General features: G+C 71.6%; 17 protein-coding genes and 1 pseudogene. 7 read left to right on the top strand and 11 right to left on the bottom strand.

The window, feature by feature from the left end; translation table 11 throughout:
• Position 1: 1 nt before the first annotated feature.
• Positions 2–223, bottom strand: coding sequence for a hypothetical protein (locus tag ACZOOI_RS41825; RefSeq protein WP_391584734.1), 222 nt, complete (start codon positions 221–223; stop codon positions 2–4).
• Between the two features lie 377 nt (positions 224–600).
• On the opposite strand from ACZOOI_RS41825, the pseudogene ACZOOI_RS41820 reads away from it, so the two are divergent.
• Positions 601–1,333, top strand: a pseudogene (locus tag ACZOOI_RS41820) (dienelactone hydrolase family protein).
• Between the two features lie 156 nt (positions 1,334–1,489).
• Here the strand turns inward: ACZOOI_RS41820 and bla are convergent.
• Complete coding sequence (gene bla / locus ACZOOI_RS41815; protein WP_465282054.1) at positions 1,490–2,482, bottom strand: class A beta-lactamase; 993 nt, start codon at positions 2,480–2,482, stop codon at positions 1,490–1,492.
• A gap of 765 nt (positions 2,483–3,247) precedes the next feature.
• On the opposite strand from bla, the gene ACZOOI_RS41810 reads away from it, so the two are divergent.
• From ACZOOI_RS41810 to ACZOOI_RS41800, 3 genes are all read left to right on the top strand, one after another.
• On the top strand, positions 3,248–3,841 hold the full coding sequence (locus ACZOOI_RS41810) for a YbhB/YbcL family Raf kinase inhibitor-like protein (protein ID WP_465282053.1): 594 nt from the start codon (positions 3,248–3,250) through the stop codon (positions 3,839–3,841).
• A 94-nt stretch (positions 3,842–3,935) separates the two neighbouring features.
• Complete coding sequence (locus ACZOOI_RS41805; RefSeq protein ID WP_465282052.1) at positions 3,936–4,457, top strand: FAD-dependent oxidoreductase; 522 nt, start codon at positions 3,936–3,938, stop codon at positions 4,455–4,457.
• Positions 4,454–5,323 carry a hypothetical protein gene (locus ACZOOI_RS41800; RefSeq protein WP_465282051.1) on the top strand — a complete coding sequence of 290 codons (870 nt, stop codon included), beginning with the start codon at positions 4,454–4,456 and terminating at the stop codon, positions 5,321–5,323. The genes ACZOOI_RS41805 and ACZOOI_RS41800 overlap by 4 nt, the downstream gene beginning before the upstream one ends.
• A 203-nt stretch (positions 5,324–5,526) precedes the next feature.
• Here ACZOOI_RS41800 and ACZOOI_RS41795 read toward each other — a convergent pair whose 3' ends face one another.
• Both ACZOOI_RS41795 and ACZOOI_RS41790 read right to left on the bottom strand, forming a co-directional pair.
• Positions 5,527–7,755, bottom strand: coding sequence for an MMPL family transporter (locus ACZOOI_RS41795; RefSeq protein ID WP_465282050.1), 2,229 nt, complete (start codon positions 7,753–7,755; stop codon positions 5,527–5,529).
• A 511-nt stretch (positions 7,756–8,266) separates the two neighbouring features.
• Positions 8,267–9,442: a cytochrome P450 gene (locus tag ACZOOI_RS41790; protein WP_465282049.1), complete on the bottom strand. Its 1,176-nt coding sequence runs from the start codon at positions 9,440–9,442 to the stop codon at positions 8,267–8,269.
• Positions 9,443–9,795: 353 nt separating this feature from the next.
• Between ACZOOI_RS41790 and ACZOOI_RS41785 the strand changes: the two genes are divergently transcribed.
• The gene (locus ACZOOI_RS41785) at positions 9,796–10,170 is read left to right on the top strand and encodes a nitroreductase family deazaflavin-dependent oxidoreductase (protein WP_465282048.1); all 375 of its coding nucleotides are present in this window, start codon (positions 9,796–9,798) and stop codon (positions 10,168–10,170) included.
• A 95-nt stretch (positions 10,171–10,265) separates the two neighbouring features.
• Here the strand turns inward: ACZOOI_RS41785 and ACZOOI_RS41780 are convergent, their stop codons facing one another.
• From ACZOOI_RS41780 to ACZOOI_RS41760, 5 genes are all read right to left on the bottom strand, one after another.
• Positions 10,266–11,219, bottom strand: a complete 954-nt coding sequence (locus tag ACZOOI_RS41780) for a 2-dehydropantoate 2-reductase (RefSeq protein ID WP_465282047.1) — start codon at positions 11,217–11,219, stop codon at positions 10,266–10,268.
• Positions 11,220–11,410: 191 nt separating this feature from the next.
• Positions 11,411–12,523, bottom strand: coding sequence for an ABC transporter ATP-binding protein (locus tag ACZOOI_RS41775; protein WP_465284155.1), 1,113 nt, complete (start codon positions 12,521–12,523; stop codon positions 11,411–11,413).
• Between the two features lie 2 nt (positions 12,524–12,525).
• Positions 12,526–13,386 carry an ABC transporter permease gene (locus ACZOOI_RS41770; RefSeq protein WP_465282046.1) on the bottom strand — a complete coding sequence of 287 codons (861 nt, stop codon included), beginning with the start codon at positions 13,384–13,386 and terminating at the stop codon, positions 12,526–12,528.
• Positions 13,374–14,312 (bottom strand): ABC transporter permease, encoded by a 939-nt coding sequence (locus tag ACZOOI_RS41765; protein ID WP_465282045.1) that lies wholly within the window; start codon positions 14,310–14,312, stop codon positions 13,374–13,376. Before ACZOOI_RS41765 ends, ACZOOI_RS41770 begins: the two co-directional genes overlap by 13 nt.
• On the bottom strand, positions 14,309–15,490 hold the full coding sequence (locus ACZOOI_RS41760; RefSeq protein WP_465284154.1) for an ABC transporter substrate-binding protein: 1,182 nt from the start codon (positions 15,488–15,490) through the stop codon (positions 14,309–14,311). The genes ACZOOI_RS41765 and ACZOOI_RS41760 overlap by 4 nt, the downstream gene beginning before the upstream one ends.
• A gap of 211 nt (positions 15,491–15,701) precedes the next feature.
• Between ACZOOI_RS41760 and ACZOOI_RS41755 the strand changes: the two genes are divergently transcribed.
• Positions 15,702–16,448: a GntR family transcriptional regulator gene (locus ACZOOI_RS41755; RefSeq protein ID WP_391584753.1), complete on the top strand. Its 747-nt coding sequence runs from the start codon at positions 15,702–15,704 to the stop codon at positions 16,446–16,448.
• A 159-nt stretch (positions 16,449–16,607) separates the two neighbouring features.
• Here ACZOOI_RS41755 and ACZOOI_RS41750 read toward each other — a convergent pair whose 3' ends face one another.
• Together ACZOOI_RS41750 and ACZOOI_RS41745 are read right to left on the bottom strand one after the other, a co-directional pair.
• Positions 16,608–17,177, bottom strand: a complete 570-nt coding sequence (locus ACZOOI_RS41750) for a phosphonate degradation HD-domain oxygenase (RefSeq protein WP_465282044.1) — start codon at positions 17,175–17,177, stop codon at positions 16,608–16,610.
• Positions 17,174–18,241: a TauD/TfdA family dioxygenase gene (locus tag ACZOOI_RS41745; protein ID WP_465282043.1), complete on the bottom strand. Its 1,068-nt coding sequence runs from the start codon at positions 18,239–18,241 to the stop codon at positions 17,174–17,176. Before ACZOOI_RS41745 ends, ACZOOI_RS41750 begins: the two co-directional genes overlap by 4 nt.
• Positions 18,242–18,703: 462 nt before the next feature.
• Here ACZOOI_RS41745 and ACZOOI_RS41740 point away from each other — a divergent pair, with 462 nt between their 5' ends.
• Entirely contained in the window at positions 18,704–19,777 is a 1,074-nt protein-coding gene (locus ACZOOI_RS41740) for a prenyltransferase (protein ID WP_465282042.1), read from the top strand.
• The last annotated feature ends 6 nt before the right edge of the window (positions 19,778–19,783 follow it).

The following is a 19,783-nucleotide window of genomic DNA, read 5'->3' as shown; positions in this document are numbered from 1 at the left end:
ATCAGTGGGTGTAGAGGTAGAACCAGCCCTGGGAACTCGGCGTGCAATAGAAGTTCGGGCCCCAGAGTTGGATGCCCGCCTGACCCGCCGCGTTGCACTCGGCATACGTCGTGTAGACGCCGCTCACATGGAACTCGCCCGCGGCGCTCGCCGAGGTCGCGGCGCCGATGGGGAACAAAACCGCCGCAGCGACGGCGACAAGCAGCCCGATGCGTTGTCTCACGTGCCAACTCCCTTTGCTTGGACGCGATCTGCCTGATCGTCAGCTCGGGTCGGAGATGGTGCGATGCCAGTCGCATGCTACGGGCGCAACACCACAAAGGTCTAGACCAACCATCCAGGCAACGACCCGGTCCGCGACGCGCGACGGCGCGGCCGCCTGACGGGCGGACCACCCCGCCCCTTCCGGGTACCGACCGAGGCCCCGCCGACACATCCGGCGCAGACTCCGACGCGCACCCTTCGTGATACGTTCTGCGTCGCCGTACGCCGCTGCGAACCGAGGAGGTGAGACCGATCAACGCTGTGACAGGTCGGGACTCCCTCCCGCGCAGGGTCCGGGGAGTGCCCGCAGGAGGCACCCGAAAGGCTTGACACGCCATGCGCTTCACCCTTGAGACGTCGTCAGACGACGTCACCGAACAGCTCTTCACCCTCGGCGAGATCCCCGGCGTGCTCTGGACGCCGGACGGCGCCGCCGGTACTCGCCCCCTGATCCTGATGGGACACGGCGGCGGGCAGCACAAGAAGGCCCCCGATGTCGTGGCCCGTGCCCCGCCGATTCGTGACCGAGTGTGGTTTCGCGGTTGCTGCCATCGATGTACCCGGCCATGGTGACCGGCCGAAGGACCGGGAGTACGACCGGATCGCGACCGAGAACCAGGCTCGCGTGGATGCCGGTGCGGAACCGGCTCCGCTGATCGCCGACTTCCAGGCACTCGTCGCTCGCCAAACCGTCCCGGAATGGCGGGCGGTCCTGGACGCGCTACGTCGGCTCGACCACGTCGGCCCAGGTCCTGTGGGTTATTGGGGCGTCTCGTTGGGTTGCGGACTCGGCGTTCCCTTCGTGGCCGCCGAACCGCGGGTCCGCGCGGCGGTGTTGGGTCTCGGTGGGGCGCAGGCGTCGGCCGAGGCCGCCGCGCGGATCACCGTCCCGGTGGAGTTCCTGGTGCAGTGGGACGACGAGCGGGTGCCCCGGGCCCAGAGCCTGGCGCTGTTCGACGCCTTGGCCTCGGCCGAGAAGACGCTGCACGCCAACCCCGGAGGACACGGGGAAGTCCCGGCCTTCGAACTGGACAGCACGCTACGGTTCTTCGCCCGGCATCTCGGCTGACACCGCCGCCGGTGGTCCGCGACGCGTCGATCGGGCTCCGTTCCCGATCGGCGCGTCCGGGAGGCCCGGTACGAACACCTCGGGCATCGCCCCGACGCTCGTTCACGAGCGGGCAAGTGGGCCGCACGCACGTCGCAGCGCTGTTGCTCGCCGCGGTCAGGAGAGGTGTGCCGCGACGAGGGTGGCGGCCTCGGCGAGGAGGGGCTCGTCGGCGGGTGCGTGGGCGTCGGGTTTGGTGCTGAACACGGCCAGGACGAGCGGGTCGCGGCCGGGTGGGCGGACGACCGCCACGTCGTTGGTGGTGCCGTAGCCGCCGGTGCCGGTCTTGTCGGCGACGCTCCACTGGGGCGGCAGGCCGGCGCGGATACGGTTGCCGCCGGTGGTGTTGGCGAGCAGCCATCCGCCGAGACGGGTGCGATCCGCCGGCTCCAGGGCGGTGCCCAGGGTGAGTCGGGCGTAGGTGCGGGCGATCGCCCGAGGGCTGGTGATGTCGGTGTCACGGCCGGGTTCGGCCGAGTTCAGGTCCGGTTCCGGGCGGTCCAGGCGGGTCACGAAGTCGCCGATGGAGCGGCAGAAGCGGGTGACCGCATACGGGCCGGCGGCCTCGCCCGCCCGGCCTCCCAGGGCGCGGAGCAGCAGATTGGCCGCGGCGTTGTCGCTGTGCGTGATGGCCGCCCCGCACAGGTCCGCCACTGTCATGCCCTGGGCGAGATTCTCGGGCCGGCCGGTGATCGGCGCGTAGCCCGAACGGGCGACGTCCCGGTCGGTGTAGCGGATGCGCTCGGCGAGGAATGTGCCGTCCCGATCCAGGTCCCGCAGGACGGCCGCGACGAGCACGGTCTTGAACACCGAGCAGATCGGGAAGCGCTCCTGGTCCCGGTAGCCCACGTGCCGCCCGGTGGCCGAGTCGAAGGCGAACACCCCCAGCCGGGCGGCGTGTTGCTGCTCCAGTCGGCGCAGCCGGTGGAGGATCTCCGCATCCCTTCCCACCACCGACGCCGCGCTCGCGTGGGTGCTCGCGGTCGCGTTCCCGCTCACATTCGTACTCGCGCTCGCGCTCGCGGTCGCCGGGACCACCAGGCCCAGCGTCGTCGCGGCGCCGACGGAAAGTATGTTGCGACGGGTGGGGCGGATGCGCAGCGAAACCAATGGGGCCTCCTTCGGCCGATCCGAACACGTGCACCCATCCAACCGCACGTGACAGGCCGGGCAGGAACGCATTCGGGCGTGTCGGCGGTGCGTTTCCCGTCCGGGGGGAGCGCAGCCCCGCGGCCGCATCGGGGGCGTGCCACGGACGACCCGGTCGCCCGCCGGGGGCCTCGGCGGCGCGGGGTCCACGGGCTCGGTCGGCGAGCCGGCGACCGGGCCCGGGCGGCGGGTCCCGATGGCCTCGTCCTCGACGGCCGAGTCGGCGGGCGCAGGTCGGTCACCGGCGCCAGGCCGGCGACCGCAGTGGAGGCGCGGGGGGATCCACGCGGGCGGCGTAGGCGCCGAGCAGCCGGGTGAGGCCGGGCGCGGGCCGCCGGCCGGGCCGTCCGGTTGGCGTCGGTCGCTTCGGGTCGAAGGTGGGACCGGTCGGGGACAGCGGGCTCAGGCGCCCGTACTCGCGCTCGTCGCCGCATCCCTCGCCGGCCTCCTGTCCGCCGATCCCGCGCACCCCCGCAACCGGCACCCGGACACCACCCCCGCGGCACCGAAGGCCGACGAACGCGCGTGAACAAGATGCGTCCGGGACGCCGACGACCCCGGCGACACGACTCGGACGATCACCGCGGCGTCACATACCTCGTTTGCATGGAAAAGTGCTATTGGCCGCCGGAGTTCGCCCATCCATACGCTGGTTCCACCGCACGCCCACGGATGGACCAAGGGACCAAGGGACCAAGGGACCAAAAGTATCCTCGGGAGCCTCCAGTGAAAAGCACAAGGATCGTGCTGTCCGCCCTGCTCGTCACGTGGGCGGTCAGCCTCCCAGCCGCCGCCGCCTCGTCGCTCGCCCCGACGTCGCCGGCGGGCCGCAGCGCGTTCGCCCTCTCCAGCACCGCCTTCGCCGACGGCGGCCTCATCCCCAAGATCCACGAGTGCACCAGCGGCGGCGGCAACGACCCCGCCAAGAAGAACGAATCCCCGCCCCTGACCTGGTCGGGCGCCCCGGCCGCGGCCAAGAGCTACGCGATCGTCATGCGCGACCTCGACAACGCCGACCTCATTCACTGGGTCGTCTACGACATCCCCGTGGGCACGACCTCACTCCCCCAAAACGTCGACCACGCCTACCGGCCCTCGGTCCCCGCCGGAGCCCGGCAGGTCTACTACCGCGGAAGTGCCGGCCTCTACGGCTACCAGGGACCCTGCTCGCCCTCGACGGTGAACACCTACGAGTTCGTCGTCCACGCGCTCGACCGGACGTCGCTGACCGACCTGAACTCCGCCTCCTCGACCCGCACCGCCGCCAGGGTGATCGCCGCCGCCTCGATCGCCTCCGCCAGGATCAGCGGCGAATCGTAGGCCCGCCGCCTGCCGTGCGGAGAGGGAAAACGGGTCGCGACGACGGCCGCCAGCGTGTCACCGTGTCGGATCGACGGAGGCGGGAGGAGGCCCGATGGCATCGGTCGTCGTCTGCGGCGCCGGCGTGGTCGGTCTGGCCACGGCCCTGATGCCGGCGCGCGACGGACACGAAGTGACCGTGTACGAAGACGACCCCTCCGTTCCACCGGATGATCCCGCGCAGGCGTGGACGACGTGGCGGCGTCGGGGCGTGGCCCAGTTTCGCCAGCCGCACAACCTGCTGCCCCGGTTTCGCGGAGTGCTCGCCGAGGAACTGCCCGAGGTGATCGACCTGCTCGTGGCGGCCGGTTGCTTCGAGGGCAACGCGCTGCACCCGCTGCCCCCGAGCGTCGCCGGCTACGTCCCCCGGCCCGACGACGACCGCTTCCGCTTCCTCACCGGCCGACGTCCCGTCGTCGAGGCGGTGTTCGCGTCGGCCGCCGTCGCCGCCGGGATTCGCGTGCATCGGGGCAGCACGATCGCCGGCCTGCTCACCGGCGCGCCGATCCTCCCGGACATCGCGCACGTGACCGGCATAGCACCTCCGAAGGCACCGAGTTCCACGCCGACCTGGTGATCGACGCGACCGGCCGCCGGTCCGCCTCGACGCGCCGGCTGACCGAGATCGAGGCGCCGGCTCCGCTCGTCGAGTCCGAGGACGGCGGATTCGCCTACTACACGCGCTACTTCACGTGTCCGCGACAGCCCGTCCGGCGGGGCGCACCGTACACGCCCTACGACACCTTCTCGCTGCTGACCATTCCCGGCGACAACGACACGTGGTCGGTCACCGTCGTGGCCACGGCCGGCGACGCGCCGCTCAAGGCGCTGCGCGAGCCCGAATGCTTCACCCGGGTGGTCCGGGCCTGTCCGGCCCAGGCCCACTGGCTGGACGGCACACCGGTCACCGACATCGTGGTGATGGCGGGCATCCTGGACCGTCGACGTCGGTTCGTGGTGGAGGGCCGCCCGGTGGCCACCGGCTTCGCGGCGGTCGGCGACGCGTGGGCGTGTACCAATCCCACTGCCGTCCGAGGGCTGAGCGTCGGCCTGGTACATGCCCAACTGCTGCGTGACGTGATGCGCCGATGCGCCGACGACCCGGCCGGTTTCCCGCTCGCCTGGGACGAGGTCACCGAACGGGTCGTCGCGCCGTTCCATCACGACCAGATCCGGGCCGACCGTGCCCGCGCCGCGGCGATGTCCCCCGACCGGACCGCCGCCCCCGCCTCCACGCCGAGCCCGTTCGGCGCGGCGGCGTTTCGCGACGCCGAGGTCTTCCGCGCCCTCCTGGAGACGGCGACCTGCCTGGCGCTCCCCCAAGAGGTGCTCGCACGACCGGAGATCCGGGAGAGGATCGAGATCGCGCCGCCCGAATCCACGGACCCGCCGGGGTTGCCGGGACCCGACCGGGAGAGCCTGCTGCGGCTCCTCGCCTCCTGACGAGGCCGTCCGGCCGCGGCAGGGGCGGGAATCGATCGGCGGCACGGTCACGTGATCGCGCTGCATCGGGCGATCGGGCGCCATGACCGCCTCGGCGGGGCCGGTTTCGTCGGTCCCAAATCGCCGGCCGGATTCCGCGCACGCGCGGCCGTGCCCGCCCCCGGGGTGGTGGAGGCGGGCACGGCGTGGGGTTGCTCGGGTGGTCAGGCTCCCGTCGAGTTGTGCGCGTACGGCGCCTCGGCTGCGGGAGTCGCGGGCTTGGGGCCGCCCTCGCTGAGGCCGAATCGGTCGTGGAACCTGCGCAGCGGGCGGGGCGCGTACCAGGCCGAGCGGCCGAGCAGGCGCATCGCGGCGGGGACCAGGATGCCGCGTACGGCGATGGCGTCGATGAGGATGGCCAGGCCGCTGCCCAGGCCGAACATCTGCATGAAGCTGAGTTCGGCCGTGCCGAAGGCGAAGAAGCTCACCGCGAGCAGGCAGGCCGCCGCGCTGACGATGCGTCCCGTGTGGCCGAGGCCGTTGACCACGGCCGACTCGGTGTCCTCGCCCTGGTCGTGGAGTTCCTTGATCCGGCTGGTGACGAACACCTCGTAGTCCATCGACAGACCGAAGGCGATGCAGAACATCAGCATGGTCATCGAGGTGTCCATCGGCTGTGGGGTGAAGCCGAGCACGGAGTCGAGGTGGCCCTCCTGGAAGATCCAGGTCATCACGCCGAGGGTCGCCCCCAGGCTGACCATGTTCAGGACCAGCGCGCGCAGCGGCTGCACGACGCTGCCGGTGAACAGGAAGAGCAGGAGGAAGGTGGTGAGGGCGATCAGCGCCGCGGCGAGCGGGATCCGGCCGATGATGGAGTCCTTGGAGTCGACCAGTTCGGCGCCGGTGCCACCCACGCGGGGGTGCGTCCCGGGCGGCGGGGTGACCGCTCGTACCTCCTTCACCAGGCTCTGGCCCTTGTCCGACTTCGGCGCCAGGCCGCTGACCACGTTGATCCGCTGTGCGTCGGGGCGGCCGAGGGCGGCGTTGGCGGGCCCGGGCGGGGTGGAGCGTCCGTCGACGTAGGTTCCGGTACTGGCCTCGACCCGGACGATGTCCTCGCGCTTGGACAGTTCCGCCGCGTAGGCGCCCAACGGCGCCTCGCCCACGGCCTTGTCGATGACGATGTGCAGGGCCGCCGCGTCGTTGCCGTCGAAGTTCTTCCGCAGTTCCGTGGCGACCTGTCGGCTCTTCGCGTCCTCGGGCAGCACGCGCTCGTCCGGCGTGCCGAGGGTGATACCCAGCAGCGGGCTCGCCGCCAGCAGCAGTACCGCGAGCACGGGCAGTGCGGTGAGCGCGGGCCGCCGCATGACGGTACGAGCCAGCCGTCCCCACAGGGGCGCCCGGGAGGCGGAGCGCTCCTGCTTCGCCCACGGCAGCCGCCCGCTGTTGACCCGGTGCCCCAGGACCACGAACAGGGCGGGCATCACGAACAGGGTGCCGACGGCCGCGATGGCGACGACGCCGACCCCGGCGTAGCCGAACGAGCGGAGGAAGTATTGCGGGAAGACCAGGAGTGCGCTGAGTGCGGCCGCCACCGTCGCGGCGGAGAAGGCGACCGTACGGCCTGCGGTGTGCACCGTCTGCCGCACGGCGTCGTCCACGGTCGCCCCCGCGGCGAGCTGCTCTCGGAACCGGCTGACCATCAGCAGGGCGTAGTCGATGCCCAGGCCCAGGCCCAGGGCCGTGGTCAGGTTGGTCGCGAAGATGGAGACGTCGGTGACGCTGCCGAGGAAGTAGAGCTCCGCGAACGTGCCCGCGATGGCGATGAGTCCGATGGCCAGTGGCAACAGGGCCGCGACCACGCTGCCGAAGACGACCAGGAGCAGCACGAGGGTCAGCGGCACGGCGATGGCCTCGGCCAGGAGGAGATCCTTGCCCGACTGGGTGCTCAGGTCGCTGTTGACGGCGGCGCCGCCGCCGGCTTGCACGGTGAGCCCGTCGCGGTTCTTTCCGGTGTAGGTGTCGATGAGGCTCTTGGCGTTCTTGTCCCGCTCGGTGTCGTCGCCCTTCACGTGGGTGAGCACCATGGCCTCGCGGCCGTCCTTGGAGCGCAGGGCGGGGTTGTCCGTGTCCCAGTACGAGATCACGTTGTCGAGGTGCCGCTCCTTCTTGAGGTCGGCCACCAGGGACCGGCCGCTCTGCTTGGCGGCCGGGTCGTCGACGCCGCCCTGCGGGGCGCGGACCAGCAGGATCAGGTTCGTCTCGCCGCCGAACTTCTTCTCGATGACATCCCCGGCCCGGCTGGACTGGGAGGCCGGGTCGTCGTAGCCGCCGCCCATCAACTTGCCGAACGCGCCGGCGCCCGCGGCGCCCATCAGGGCCAGAGCGACGACGGCGACGATCAATACGAGCCGGGACCGGCGAATCACCAGTTCGGCTATGCGTTCAAACACGCGCTGTCTCCTTATGGCATTCCTGCGGTGAAAACGACGTGAAGCAGCCGGGGTTGGCATCGGGGAGCCGGCGCGGGGCCCGCGAAGATTCCTCGCTCCGGCAGGTGGTTCTGCGGTGCCGCACCACCCAGGGCGCTTAGTTGCCCTGCCGTTCGTTATAAGTTGTAACGCCCGTAAACAGCTAACGTCAAGTGCTTACGTGATAACTTCTAACCAGAGCTTGACTGCATAGCTCTTCGGCGAGCGGGCTCGACGGGATCGAGGTGGCGCGGTGAGGGGCGAGGGCCTGTCGAGGCGGCGCGGTGAGGGCGCGACGGCCTGTCGAGGCGGCGCGGTGAGGGCACGAGGGCCCGTCGAAGCGGCACGATTACCCGCCGGGACACCCGCGCGGCGTGATCAGGCGCGTGGGTCGAGGAGGAGGTCACCGCTTGCGTCGATGACGCGGCCGGTGATCCGGCGGGCGGCGGGCGAGGCGAGGAACGCGACGACGTAGGCCCCGCGGGTCATGGGTTCACGCCGCGACCAGGGGCAGGGTGTGCCAGCCACGCAGGATGTTGTGCGGGCGCCGGGTGGGGGCTCGATCGGGGCTCCGGGCAAGGGTGCGGAAGCGCGTGGCCAGGGCGCCGAGGACGGCGTCGAATTCCAGGGTCGCGAGGTGGTTTCCGGCGCACTGGTGGATTCCCGACCCGAGCGCGAGGTGGTCGCGGCTGTCGCGGGTGATGTCGAACGTATCGGCATTCGACCCCCACTTGGCGCGGTCGCGGCCCGCGGAGCCATAGAGCAGCAGGACCTGATCGCCGGCGGGCACGAGGGTGTCGCCGACCCGGACGTCGCGGGTGGTGCGGCGACCGAAGAACTGTATGGGGGCCTCCATCCTCAACGCCTCGGCCAGGACCGCTTCGGTGGGGACGACGCGGTCGCGGACGAGTGCCCACTGATCGGTGTGGGCCAACAGGTGCAGGGCCGCGGTGATGGCGTGGATGGTGGTGTCCATGCCGGCGACGGTGTAGGAGAGCATGAGTGGCACCGCCTGGGATTCGTCGATGTCGCCGCGGTCGACCGCGATGTGGATCGCGCCGAGCCAACTGTCGGCCGCGATCCTTCCGCGGGTGGCGACCCGGTCGAGATAGCGGAACATCTCCTCGGCGTGGGGGAACGCGGCTCGGGTACGCGCGGTGTCGGGGCCGAACGTGTCGAACGTCGCGTCGGCGAGATCCAGGAGCAGGGCCCGGTCCTGCTCGGGCAGGCCCATCAGGCGCATCACGACGCCGGCGACGAAGGGGGCCGCCAGGTCGGTGACCGCGTCGAAGCCGCCGTCCCGAGGGAGGGCCTCGACCAGGACGCGGGCGCGTTCGTGCATGTCGCGAACGAGGGATTTCAGTGCCCGGGGCGCCAGTTGCCGCGAGAGCACGCGGCGCAACCGCGCGTGGGCGGCGCCGTCCGTGCCCACCACGGTGCCCACCAGGAGCCGGTCGTTGACCAAGTCGGTCAGGGCGAGCGCGCGTTCGCTGGAGTAGGTCGCCGGGTCCCGCAGCGCGGCGGCGACGCTCGCGTGCCGCGGCAGTGCCCAGACGTCGTGCGTTTCGAGGCGGACGGCCGCGCCGAGTTCGCGCAGCCGGGCGTAGGCCGGATAGGGGTCCGCGAGGGTGGCGTCGTCGAAGAGGTCGATCCCGGAGGAGGCGTGCACGCTGAGCCTTTCGTGGCAAGGCCCCGCCCGGATGTCGTGCGCATGCCGACGACGGTGCTCGGGGGCGTGGGCGGCCATGGTCCGGCGCCGGCCGACGAGGGGGCAAGAGCGCATCGAAGCACGAGGCGCGAACGCGCGCCCGGCCACGGACTCGCGGGGCGCACCGACCGGCAGCCGACCGGCCATCGGTGGTTCCCATCGGCCGCGTGACCCGGCAAGGTGGCCGGTCCACGGCGCGACGCAGGACGACACGGCTGCCGCCAGGCGGCGATTCGGGTCGGAAGCGGCCCGGGAGGTAGACGATCGTGTCGGACCGGGACGCGCCCTGTCGGGGGCGGGAGAAGGAGACGCCGATGCCGATGCCGAGGTGGTGGGGGCATGTGAAACTGCGGATGTTCAACCCTCGTGCGATCGCGAGCGGGAAGTGGCCGGTGCTGACCCACGTCGGGCGCACCTCCGGCCGGACGTACCGCACACCGCTCGACGCGCATCCCGTGGACGGCGGCTACCTGTTCGTCCTGGTGTACGGCTCGGGCTCGGACTGGGTGCGCAACGTCCTGGCGGCCGACGGTGCACGGCTCCGGGCCGGCGGAAAGGAAATGGAACTCACCGCCCCACGTCTGGTCGGGGCAGCCGAGGCGTTCCAGGTGCTCCCCGACGAGCCGGCCCGGCCACCGAAGCTGTTCCGGATCACCGAGTTCCTGCGGATGGACCTGGTCGCCGACTGACCTCCGACCGCCGAATCGACAGCCGCCCAACCGCCCCTGCCCGGCCCGGAGCGGTACGGCGCGGCGACCCGTCCGCGAAGCCGGACGAGTCCCGGTCAACCGGTGGTCTCGGGCGGGACCTCGGATCGAGCCGCGCGCACGCTTGCCACCTCGTACAGAAGGTTGTTGACCGGCGTCGCGGTACCTGTGCGTGCGCCCAGGCGTACCACCGCGCCCGTCCAGGCCTCGAGTTCGGATCGGTGGCCGGAGGCGATGTCGCGCTGCAACGAGGATGTGCCGGTGGCGGGTTGTCCGTCCACGAACGCCATCGTCGTGTCCAGGATGTCGTCGGGCAGTGCGATGCCCATCGCCTGCGCTACCTGCCGGATCTCGCGCATGGCGTCGACGAGCAGCCGACGTGTGCCTTCGCGGGAGCGCAGCACTCCGATGGGCGCGTCGGTGGCGACGCCGAGACCGCCGAACGGCACGACGAACAGGAACTTCGCCCACAACTCGGCCCAGATGTCAGCGGATATCACCGCGGTCGTGCCGGCGGCGTCCAGCGCGGCGCGCAACCGTTCCGCTCGTTCCGTCGGCCGGTTGTCCCACTCCGCGAAGGTCAGTGCGGCCGGACCGCCGACATGGCGCACCCGCCCGGGCCCGTCCAGGTTCGCGAAGATCTTCACGGTGCCGGGCAGGACGGCGTGTCGGCCGATCACCTGGGCGACCTGCTCGGGAGCCTCGACACCGTTCTGCACGGTGACGACCGCCGTTTCCGGACCGACCAGCGGCTCCAATGCCGCGATGGCGGGGGGCAGTTGCCAGGTCTTGACGCACAACATCACCACGTCGACCTCGCCGATGTCGCGGGTGTCGTCGGTCGCCTGCGCCGGTGCGACGGTGAAGCTGCCGGCCACACTGTCCACGGACAAGCCTTCGCGCCGCAGGGCCTCCAGATGTGCACCTCGTGCGACGAAGGTGACGTCGTGCCCCGCGGCGGCCAGTCGGCCGCCGAAGTAGCCGCCGATCCCGCCGGCACCGATCATCGCCACTCGCAACGTCTCTCCCATGGAGAACCCCTTTCCCGGGTACCGCTTGAACCACGGCCGCTCACCGACCGCGGGTCCACGCCTGAAAGCTACCTGTGGGACATCCGCGTGATCACGCGGACCCGGTGCCGGAAGGGTCGCCGGCCACGCCTTGCGCGCGGCCTCGGCCCGCCGGCGGCCGACTCTGATCCCGCGCGAACGCTCCGACGGCCCTACGCGCGTGTCGGCTCCTTGCGGGGTGCGACCAGGACCGGCCGTTCCGGCAGCGCGAGTTCGACGTGCGAGCCCAGGGGCAGCGCCGCAGCGGTGTGCGAGGGTATGTCGACCTTGACAGTCGCGCCGCCGGCCGAGCGCACGCTCAGGCGGGTGACCGCCCCCAGGAAGGCCGCGCCCAGCACCTGCGCCGAGCCGTCCGCCGCGGCCACCACCTCGATCGCCTCCGGGCGCAGGAGCACGTCCACGTCGCCGTGTGCCGGGTCGCCGTCGATCGGCAGGGTGCGGCCGAGGACGCGCACCACCGCACCGTCGGCGTGCGCGGGAATGCGGCTCATCACCCCGACGAACTCGGCGACGAACGCGGTTGCGGGACGGGCGTACAGCTCCGCCGGCGGCGCGCACTGTTCCAGTCGACCCGCGTTCATCACCGCGACCCGGTCGGCGAGCGAGAGCGCCTCCTCCTGGTCGTGGGTCACGAACAGTGTGGTGATGCCGAGTTCCTGTTGGAGCCGGCGGATCTCGTCGCGCAGGGTCAGCCGTACGCGCGCGTCCAGCGCCGACAGCGGTTCGTCCAGCAGCAGGACACGTGGGCGCAGCGCGAGGGCCCGGGCCAGCGCGATCCGCTGTTGCTGGCCGCCGGAGAGCTGGTGCGGATACCGGTCGGCCCGGTCCGGCAGGCCGACCAGCTCCAGGAGTTCGCCGGCGCGAGCGCGCCGCTCGGCGCGACCCACGCCCCGCATCCGCAGGCCGAATGCCACGTTGTCCAGCGCGCTCAGATGCGGGAAGAGGCTGTACGACTGGAAGACCATGCCCGCGTCGCGGCGATGCGCGGGTACTCGGGTGATGTCCTCGCCGTCGATCAGCACTTCGCCGGCATCGGGATGCTCGAAGCCCGCGACCACCCGCAGTGCGGTGGTCTTGCCGCATCCGGACGGGCCCAGGAGGGCGACGAGTTCGCCCCGGCCGACCGTCAGGTCGAGACCGGCCAGTGCCCGCACGTTCCCGAACGAGCGTTGCAGGCACCGGAATTCGATCGTGGCCCCGGCGGCATCGGCGGCATCGGTCTGCGCTCCGGCCTCGGCGAGGGTCTTCGGCCGGCCGAACGTCATGGTCACGAGGTCTCCGGGGTGGTGTTCGTCCGGGCGCTGCGCGGCCGGCCGGCGGTGGCGAGTGCGAGCAGCAGCACCCAGGTGACGAGCAGGCCGATCACCGACACCGCGACCGACATCTCGGCCTGCGAACCGCCGATACCGACGATCCACACCGCGAAGGGGCGGTAGCCCAGGATCGCGGCCACGGTGTACTCGCCGAGCACGAGCGCAAGGGTCAGGAACGCGGTGTTGAGCAGCGCACCGCGCAGGTTCGGCAGGACCACCCGGAGCACCGCGCGCGGCCAGCTCGCGCCGCACGCGCGCGCCGCCTCGACCAGCACCTTCAGGTCGATCGCGGCGAGCCCGCCGTCGAGCGTGCGGTACGCCAGCGGCAGCGCCATCAGCGTGTACGCCAGCACGAGCACGACGGGGAAGTCCGGGTCCTGGATGGCGATGAACGTGTCGTACAACGGGGTGTCGGCCAGGTGGTCCGGCCCCCAGCGCAGCACCGTGCCGATGCCGGCGACCAGCGCGATGGCGGGCACCACGAGCGGTAGTGAGCACACCACTTCGATCACCCAGCGCAGTCGCGGCGCGGTCAGCCGCACGGTGATCAGTGCGGGCACCAGCAGCAGCAACACCAACACCACGGTGGCGGCGGCGAGTTCGAGGGTGACGATGAGGCTGTCCAGGAAGCCGTCGGCCCCCAGGATCCCGGTGTACGCATCGAACGTGATGCCCTGGCCGGGCACGTCGATGCTGAAGGCCACCGAACACACCATCGGCAGCAGGAAGTAGGTGCCGGCGACGAGCAGGACGACGCCCCGCGACCAGCGGACCCGGCCACGCAGTGCGGCCACCGCCACGGCTAGTCGAGCCATCGGGCACTCCGGCGCTGAAGGGGCAGGTGAACGGCGGTGACCAGGCCGGCCACCACGACCATGTCCAGGCTGAGCGCGAGCGCCACGTTGCCCTGGTCGACCAGGACGTTGCCGGACAGCGCGTCGGCGATCTGCATCGTCACCAACGGCACCGAACTGCCGACCATCGCGGCAGCCGTCGCGTAGGCGGCGAACGCCGAGCCGAAGAGCAACACGAATCCGCCGAGCAGCGCGGGCGTCAGGATCGGCAACGCGACGTGCACCCAGTAGCGGAACGCGTTGGCCCCGTTGTTGCACGCCGCCTCGCGCCACTGCTTGCGCAGTCCTTCGAGGGAGGGGGTCAGGATGAGCACCATGAGCGGGATCAGGAAGTAGAGGTAGACCACGGACAGCCCGGTGAAGCTGTAGAGGCTCCAGCCGTGCCCGGTCAGGTCGAATGTGTCGGTCACCACACCGGCGTTGCCGAGCGTGGCCACGAACGCGAACGCGAGTGCGACCCCGCCGAAGTTGGCGAGCACGCCGGATGCGGTCAGTGCGGCCTCGCGGACCAAGCGAAAGCGCGAGGTCACCACGGCGTAGGCGATCGGCAGGGCGCATCCGGTGGCGATCAGCGCCGTGACGGCGGACAACTTCACACTGCCGACCAGCGCGGTCAGGTAGGCGCCTTGCACGGACGCGGACATGTTGGCGCCGGTGGCCTGTATCCCGTCGGGAGCGGTGGCCGGCGTGGTGAAGGCGCCGAAGACCATCGCGGCCGTGGGCACGCCGAAGACCACGGCGGCGAACAGCAGCAACGGCGCGACGCCGAGCCAGTGCGGGGCGCGGCGCCGACGCCGGGGCCGGACCGCACCCGGCTCGCGCGAGGCGAGCGCGGGCGCGATCCGGACCGCGGCGGGGGCGCCGACGTCGGAGAGGTCGGTGCTCATCCGGCGACTGCCTGGCCCCAGCCACCGGTGAGGACCTTCTTGGCCTTGTCGACCTGGTCCGGGGTCGGGAAGACCGGGGTGCCGCCACCGGGCACCGCGGGCAGCTTCGCGGCGAACCCGGCGTCCAGCGTGCCGGCCTCCTTCATCGCACCCATCAGCGCCGGGCGGGCGTAGCCCTTGAGCCACAGGTTCTGGCCTTCGGGGCTGTACAGGAATTCCTGCCACAGGCGCGCGGCGGCCGGGTGCGGTGCCCACTTCACGATCGCCTGCGAGTAGTACTGGGCGTAGACGCCGTCGGCGGGGATGTTCACCTGCCAGTCGACGCCCTTGGACTTGAACTCGTCGGCATAGCCCGCGTTGAGGTAGTCCCAGTCGATGCTGATCGGCGTCTCGCCCTTTTGCACGGTGGCCGGCGTCGATTCGACCGGGTTGAAGTTGCCGTTCTTCTTGAGCTTGCCGAAGAAGTCCAGGCCGGGCTGGATGTTGTCGAACGAGCCGCCGCTCGCGAGGGCCGCCGCGTACACGCCGCCGAACGCCGAGCCGGACTTGGTCGGGTTGCCGTTGAGCGCGACCTGCCCCTTGTACTGCGGCTTGAGCAGATCGGCGAACGTCTTCGGGCACTCCTTGATCCGCGCGGCGTCGCAGCCGATCGAGATGTAGCCGCCGTAGTCGTTGAACCAACGCCCCTGGGCGTCCTTCTGCGGCTCGGGGATCCTGTCGAACGCGGCGACCCGGTACGGCGCGAGCAGGTCCTGCTTGGCGGCGCTGAGCGCAAAGGCGTTGCCCAGGTCCACCACGTCGGGCGAGCGGTCCTGGCCCTTGCGCTGGGTCACCGCGTTGATCTCGTCCTGGGATGAGCCGTCGGGGTTCTCCACCTCGATCTTGATGCCGTACTTGGCCTGGAAGGCGTCGATCAGCGCGCCGTAGTTGGCCCAGTCGCGGGGCAACGCGATCGCGTTGAGCCTGCCCTCCTTCTTCGCGGCGGCCACCAGCGCCTCCATGCCGCCGAAGTCCTGGACGGACGTGGCCGACGCGGCGTCCTTGGCCCCGGCGGGAGCGCCCGGCGCGGCGGAGGTGCCGGCCGCGGACGTCTTGTCGGATGCCGAGCCACACGCGCTCAGGGTGAGCGCGGCCACGGCGAGGCCGGCCACCAGTCCGGTCGCACGAACGCGGAGCACTGTCACGGGGTTCTCCTGGAGCTTCGAATGCTGTGCCGGAGTTGGCTGTACAACTTGGTCCAGTACGCCCGACGTCGATGTCCGCCACGTGAACGCAGCGGCACGGGCGTGCGAGGTTCCCGGGAAATGGGCGTGCGGCCCGGCAGGCTCTCGACGAACGGGTAGGGTCGCCACGGTCGGACGTCCCGGCAACGGAATTCGGGGGGTGGCGATGGGGGTTCAGGGCGAGGCGCGGTATCGGCAGGTCGCGGCCGATCTGCGCGAGGCGATCACGACCGGCCGGTACGGCTCCGGGGGCCGATTGCCCACCGAAGCCGACCTCGCGCAGCACTACGGCGTCTCCCGCGGCACCGTGCGCCAGGCACTCGCGGTGTTGCGTGCGGACGGGATGGTCACATCCCGACGCGGCACTCGTCGGGTGGTCCTGGGCGCCTCCCGGACGCAGAGCTTCGCCGAATTGTCGAGCTTCACCCGCTGGGCGCGCTCGATCGGCGAGGAGCCCGGCGGGCGGACCGTGGCGGTCGAGCCGGCGGTGGCCGATCCGGGCGAGTGCGCGCAGTTGGGCCTGGAGCCGGGGTCGTCGGTGTACCGGGTGTTGCGGCTGCGCACGCTCTCGCGGGTGCCGGTGATGATCGAGCGCACGGTCTATCCGGAGCGGATCGGGGCCCTGGTGCAGGGCTTCCCGATCGACGCGGTCTCGCACACCGAACCGCTGGAGGAGTTGGGCGTGCTGTTCACCGACGCCGACCACACGATCGATCAGTGGCCGGCCGACGCGGAGGACGCCCGGCTGCTGGGCTGCCCGCCGGGCACGTCACTGCTCCGCGAGCGGCGTCGCACGACGGATCCGGCGGGCGTGCCCGTGGAGTGGTCGCAGGACCGCTACCTCCCGGGCACCGTGGCCTTCACGGTGCACAACTCGGTGGCCACGACGGCGCTGCACCGCCGACGGGGCTGACCGGGACGGCGGCGGGCGGTCGGGCACCGGTGGTTGCCCACCACCGGCCCGGCGGGCAACCGGCCCGGCGGCGGACGGTCGGCCCCGTGGCGGACGGTCGCCCCGGTGGCGGACGGTCGGCCCGACGGCCCCTGCGGCCGAGCGCACCGGGCCGACCGTTCACGGCAGCAGCAACCTGGTCAGCAGCGGCCGGAAATGGGCGAAGTCCGGGACGCGCGCGTCCGCGTCCTTGGCCGCCTCGTCCCAGCGCCGCACCCGGACCGCGTCGACCGCGTACGGCCCGTCCGCGAAGGCCCGCGCCTCGGCCTCGGCCATCGGGCCGCCCTGCACGGCGAGCGTGTACACGGACGCGTCCGACAGGCGTGCCGCGTAGCCCGGTTCGGTGGCGCACAGGTAGCGCTTCGCCGCCACGTGCAACCGGATCGGCTCGGTCACCTCGGGCCCGAACCGCTTCGCGAGCCGGTCCGCGCCGGTGTGGCTGTGCCGGTTGTCCTCGCCCGCCATCAGGTCGCGGCCGGCCAGCGGCCCGTGGAAGTGCCCGATGTCGTGCAGCAGCGCCGCCGCGATCAGGTGCTCGGGGGCGCCCTCGGCCTCGGCGATCGCCCCGGCCTGGAGCATGTGTTCGGCCATCGTCACCGCCTCGCCGAGGTATTCGCCGGCGCCCTGGTCGGCGAACAGGTCGGCGAGTTCGTCGAGAATGGCCGTGCCGATCTCCCGACGGTGCGTCATGCCGCGTCCCCCGCCGTGCGGTCGAGGACGCCCAACGTGCCGGCGAGGCCGTCCAGGTCGGCGTAGCAGCCCTGGAGGTGCCGCCTGCCCGCACCGTTGAACGCGGTACGCGCGTGCAGGACCCGGGTGTTGTCGAACACCACGCAGTCGCCCGGTTCCAGCCGCCGCGTCAGCATCGATTCGGGCCTGCTCAAGGTCTCGGCGAAGGCGCGGTAGGCCGCGTAGAACTCGGCGAGTTCGTCGGCCGGGAGCCGCAGGGTGCCCATCGACCGGTTGTTGAAGCGCACCTCGCGGATGCGACCGGCGGCGTCCGCGCCGATGATCGGCCGGTGCGCCCGCAGTTCGGTGTGCGCGTCGCGGAACTCGAACGGCACCGGCGTACGGACCAACGTCCGGTACGCGTCCGGCTGTTCGTCGCGCAACAGTGCGGCGGCCCGGAATCCGTCGACGAAGCCGGAGTCGCCGCCGGCGGCCTCGTTGGCCAGGCAGTGCAGGAGTTGCACGGTCGGCACCGGATCGCGATAGGGGTTGTCGGTGTGCGGGGTGATCGCCGCCGAGGTGAAGGCGAGGTTGTTGGGTCGGTCCTCGACCCGAACGTCGAAGAGCCGGCCGTAGTTCGTTTCGCGCACGTAGCCGAACGTCCCTGCCACCGCCAGTACTTGCCCCTCCACACCGGGGACGTCGCGGAGCACCGCGAGGCCGAGCCGTTGCACGGCGGTCAGTGCGGGTGCCGGGTCGCCCGGGTAGCTGCTCCAGGGGAACTCGAAGCGCGCCGCGCGCAGTTCCGCGGCATCCCAGAACGACTTGGCGTCCTCGCTCCTGGGGTCCGGCTCCGCGGGTGTGTCGAACCACGAGCGGGCGTAGACGGATCGGTGCCCGTCGGGCGCCCACACGATCTCCACATCGGAGCCGTGCTCGCGGACCTCGGCGGCGATCGCATCCGGTGGTAGGTCGGTGATCCCGAACAACTTCTGCCCGGTTCGCGGGTCGCGGCACAGCGGGCAGGGGCAGTTGTCCCGCAGCCACACGGCGGGCAGGCCGCCGATGTCCGGGGCGGTAGCCATGGGCGTCTCCTCGGTCTCAGAGAGTGCGCAAAGTTGTCCATACAACCAGCATTCAGGGTTACCGTCGCAGGACGGCATGAGCACGCGACGACGAGCACGTGACGCCGACATGAACACCGGGTCGGCACGGCGCCACCGGCCCGACCCCGGTCGCGACGGCCTTGCGGGCGCGCGACGCGTCGGTGCCGCCCGCGCTCCCTCGGGACGCCCGCGCCCCTCGGGACGTGTCGGCGGCGCCCGCGCTCGCGGTCGGGCGCGGGCGGCAGTCGATCCGTGAGGGGTTCCCCGACGCCGGTCGCGGCCCTACCGTGGTCGTGCGTTGTCCAGCACGGAAGGTAGTCGAGCACCCTCGGCCGCCACAGGCGGATCTCGGCCGGGTCACCGACACCGCGCCGAAGGGATGTCCGTCATGAGCGAGTTCAGCGTGCCCGGCGCGCCCGGTGCGTCCTCGGGAACCAGGCCGTGACCCGCACCGAGTTGATCGGCTTCATCCGGCTGGCCCGATTACGATTCCTGCTCTACAACACGCTGCCCGTCGCGCTGGGCGGCGCCGTGGCCGTGCACGAGGGCCACCGCATCGACCTCGGGTGGTACGCGCTGGCCCAGGGCTTCGCCTGGGGCACGCACCTGATGACGCACTACTGCAACGAGTACTTCGATCTCGACGCGGATCGGGCCAACCGCTACTACACCCCCTGGACCGGCGGCAGCAGGGCGCTGGTCGACGGGCTGGTCCGCCCGAGCGTGGCGCTGTCCACCAGCTTCGCGCTGCTCACCGGCACGGTGTTCCTCGCGGTCTCGATGCCCACGCTCCCCGCCCGCCTGATGGCCGCCGCCGGCATCGCGCTGGCCTGGTTCTACACCGCGCCACCGCTGCGCCTCAACTATCGGGGTCTGGGCGAACTGACCGTGGCCGTCGGCCTCAACGGCATCTGGCCCCTGGTGGCGGTGGCACTGCTCGGTGGCTCCGTGCCCGGGCTGATCCTGCTGATCCTCGCCCCGACCGCGGTGCTCCAGGCGGCCCGCATGATGGTGATGAACCTCGCCGACATCGAATCCGACACCCGGGTCGGCAAACGCACCCTCCCGGTCCTGCTCGGGCCCCGCCGGGCCGTCACGATCATCGGTCTGTGCCAGATCGGCGCGTACACCGCCCTGATCGCGTTCACCCTCGCGAGGTGGATCCCCTGGCCGGTCGGCGCGGCCATGGCCTGCACCGCGCCGATGTCGGTATGGCTGATCGCCCGCCTGCGTTCCGGCGCGCTCGCCGACCACGATCCCCGCCGCATGACGCCCGTGGTGTTCTGGGCCTCCAACCACGTCGCCCTCATCGTCTGCGCGGCCCTGATCGGCATGCTCGTCGAGAACGCCCGCCATGCCGACGACGCCCTCGCCGGTTCACTGATCTTCCTGACCGCGGTCCTGGCGGCCTTCCTCGGGCTGTTCGCACTGCGCCTGTTCCTGGCCCTGCGTCGGCTACCGCACCTCGACGCGGCCCACCCGGTCGAACGTCGCGCCGAAGAGGTTTCCACCTGAACGCGC

Source organism: Embleya sp. L77 (genome assembly GCF_055557415.1).
The sequence above is the reverse complement of the archived record's forward strand: the minus strand, read 5'-3'. Positions and strand labels throughout refer to the sequence as shown.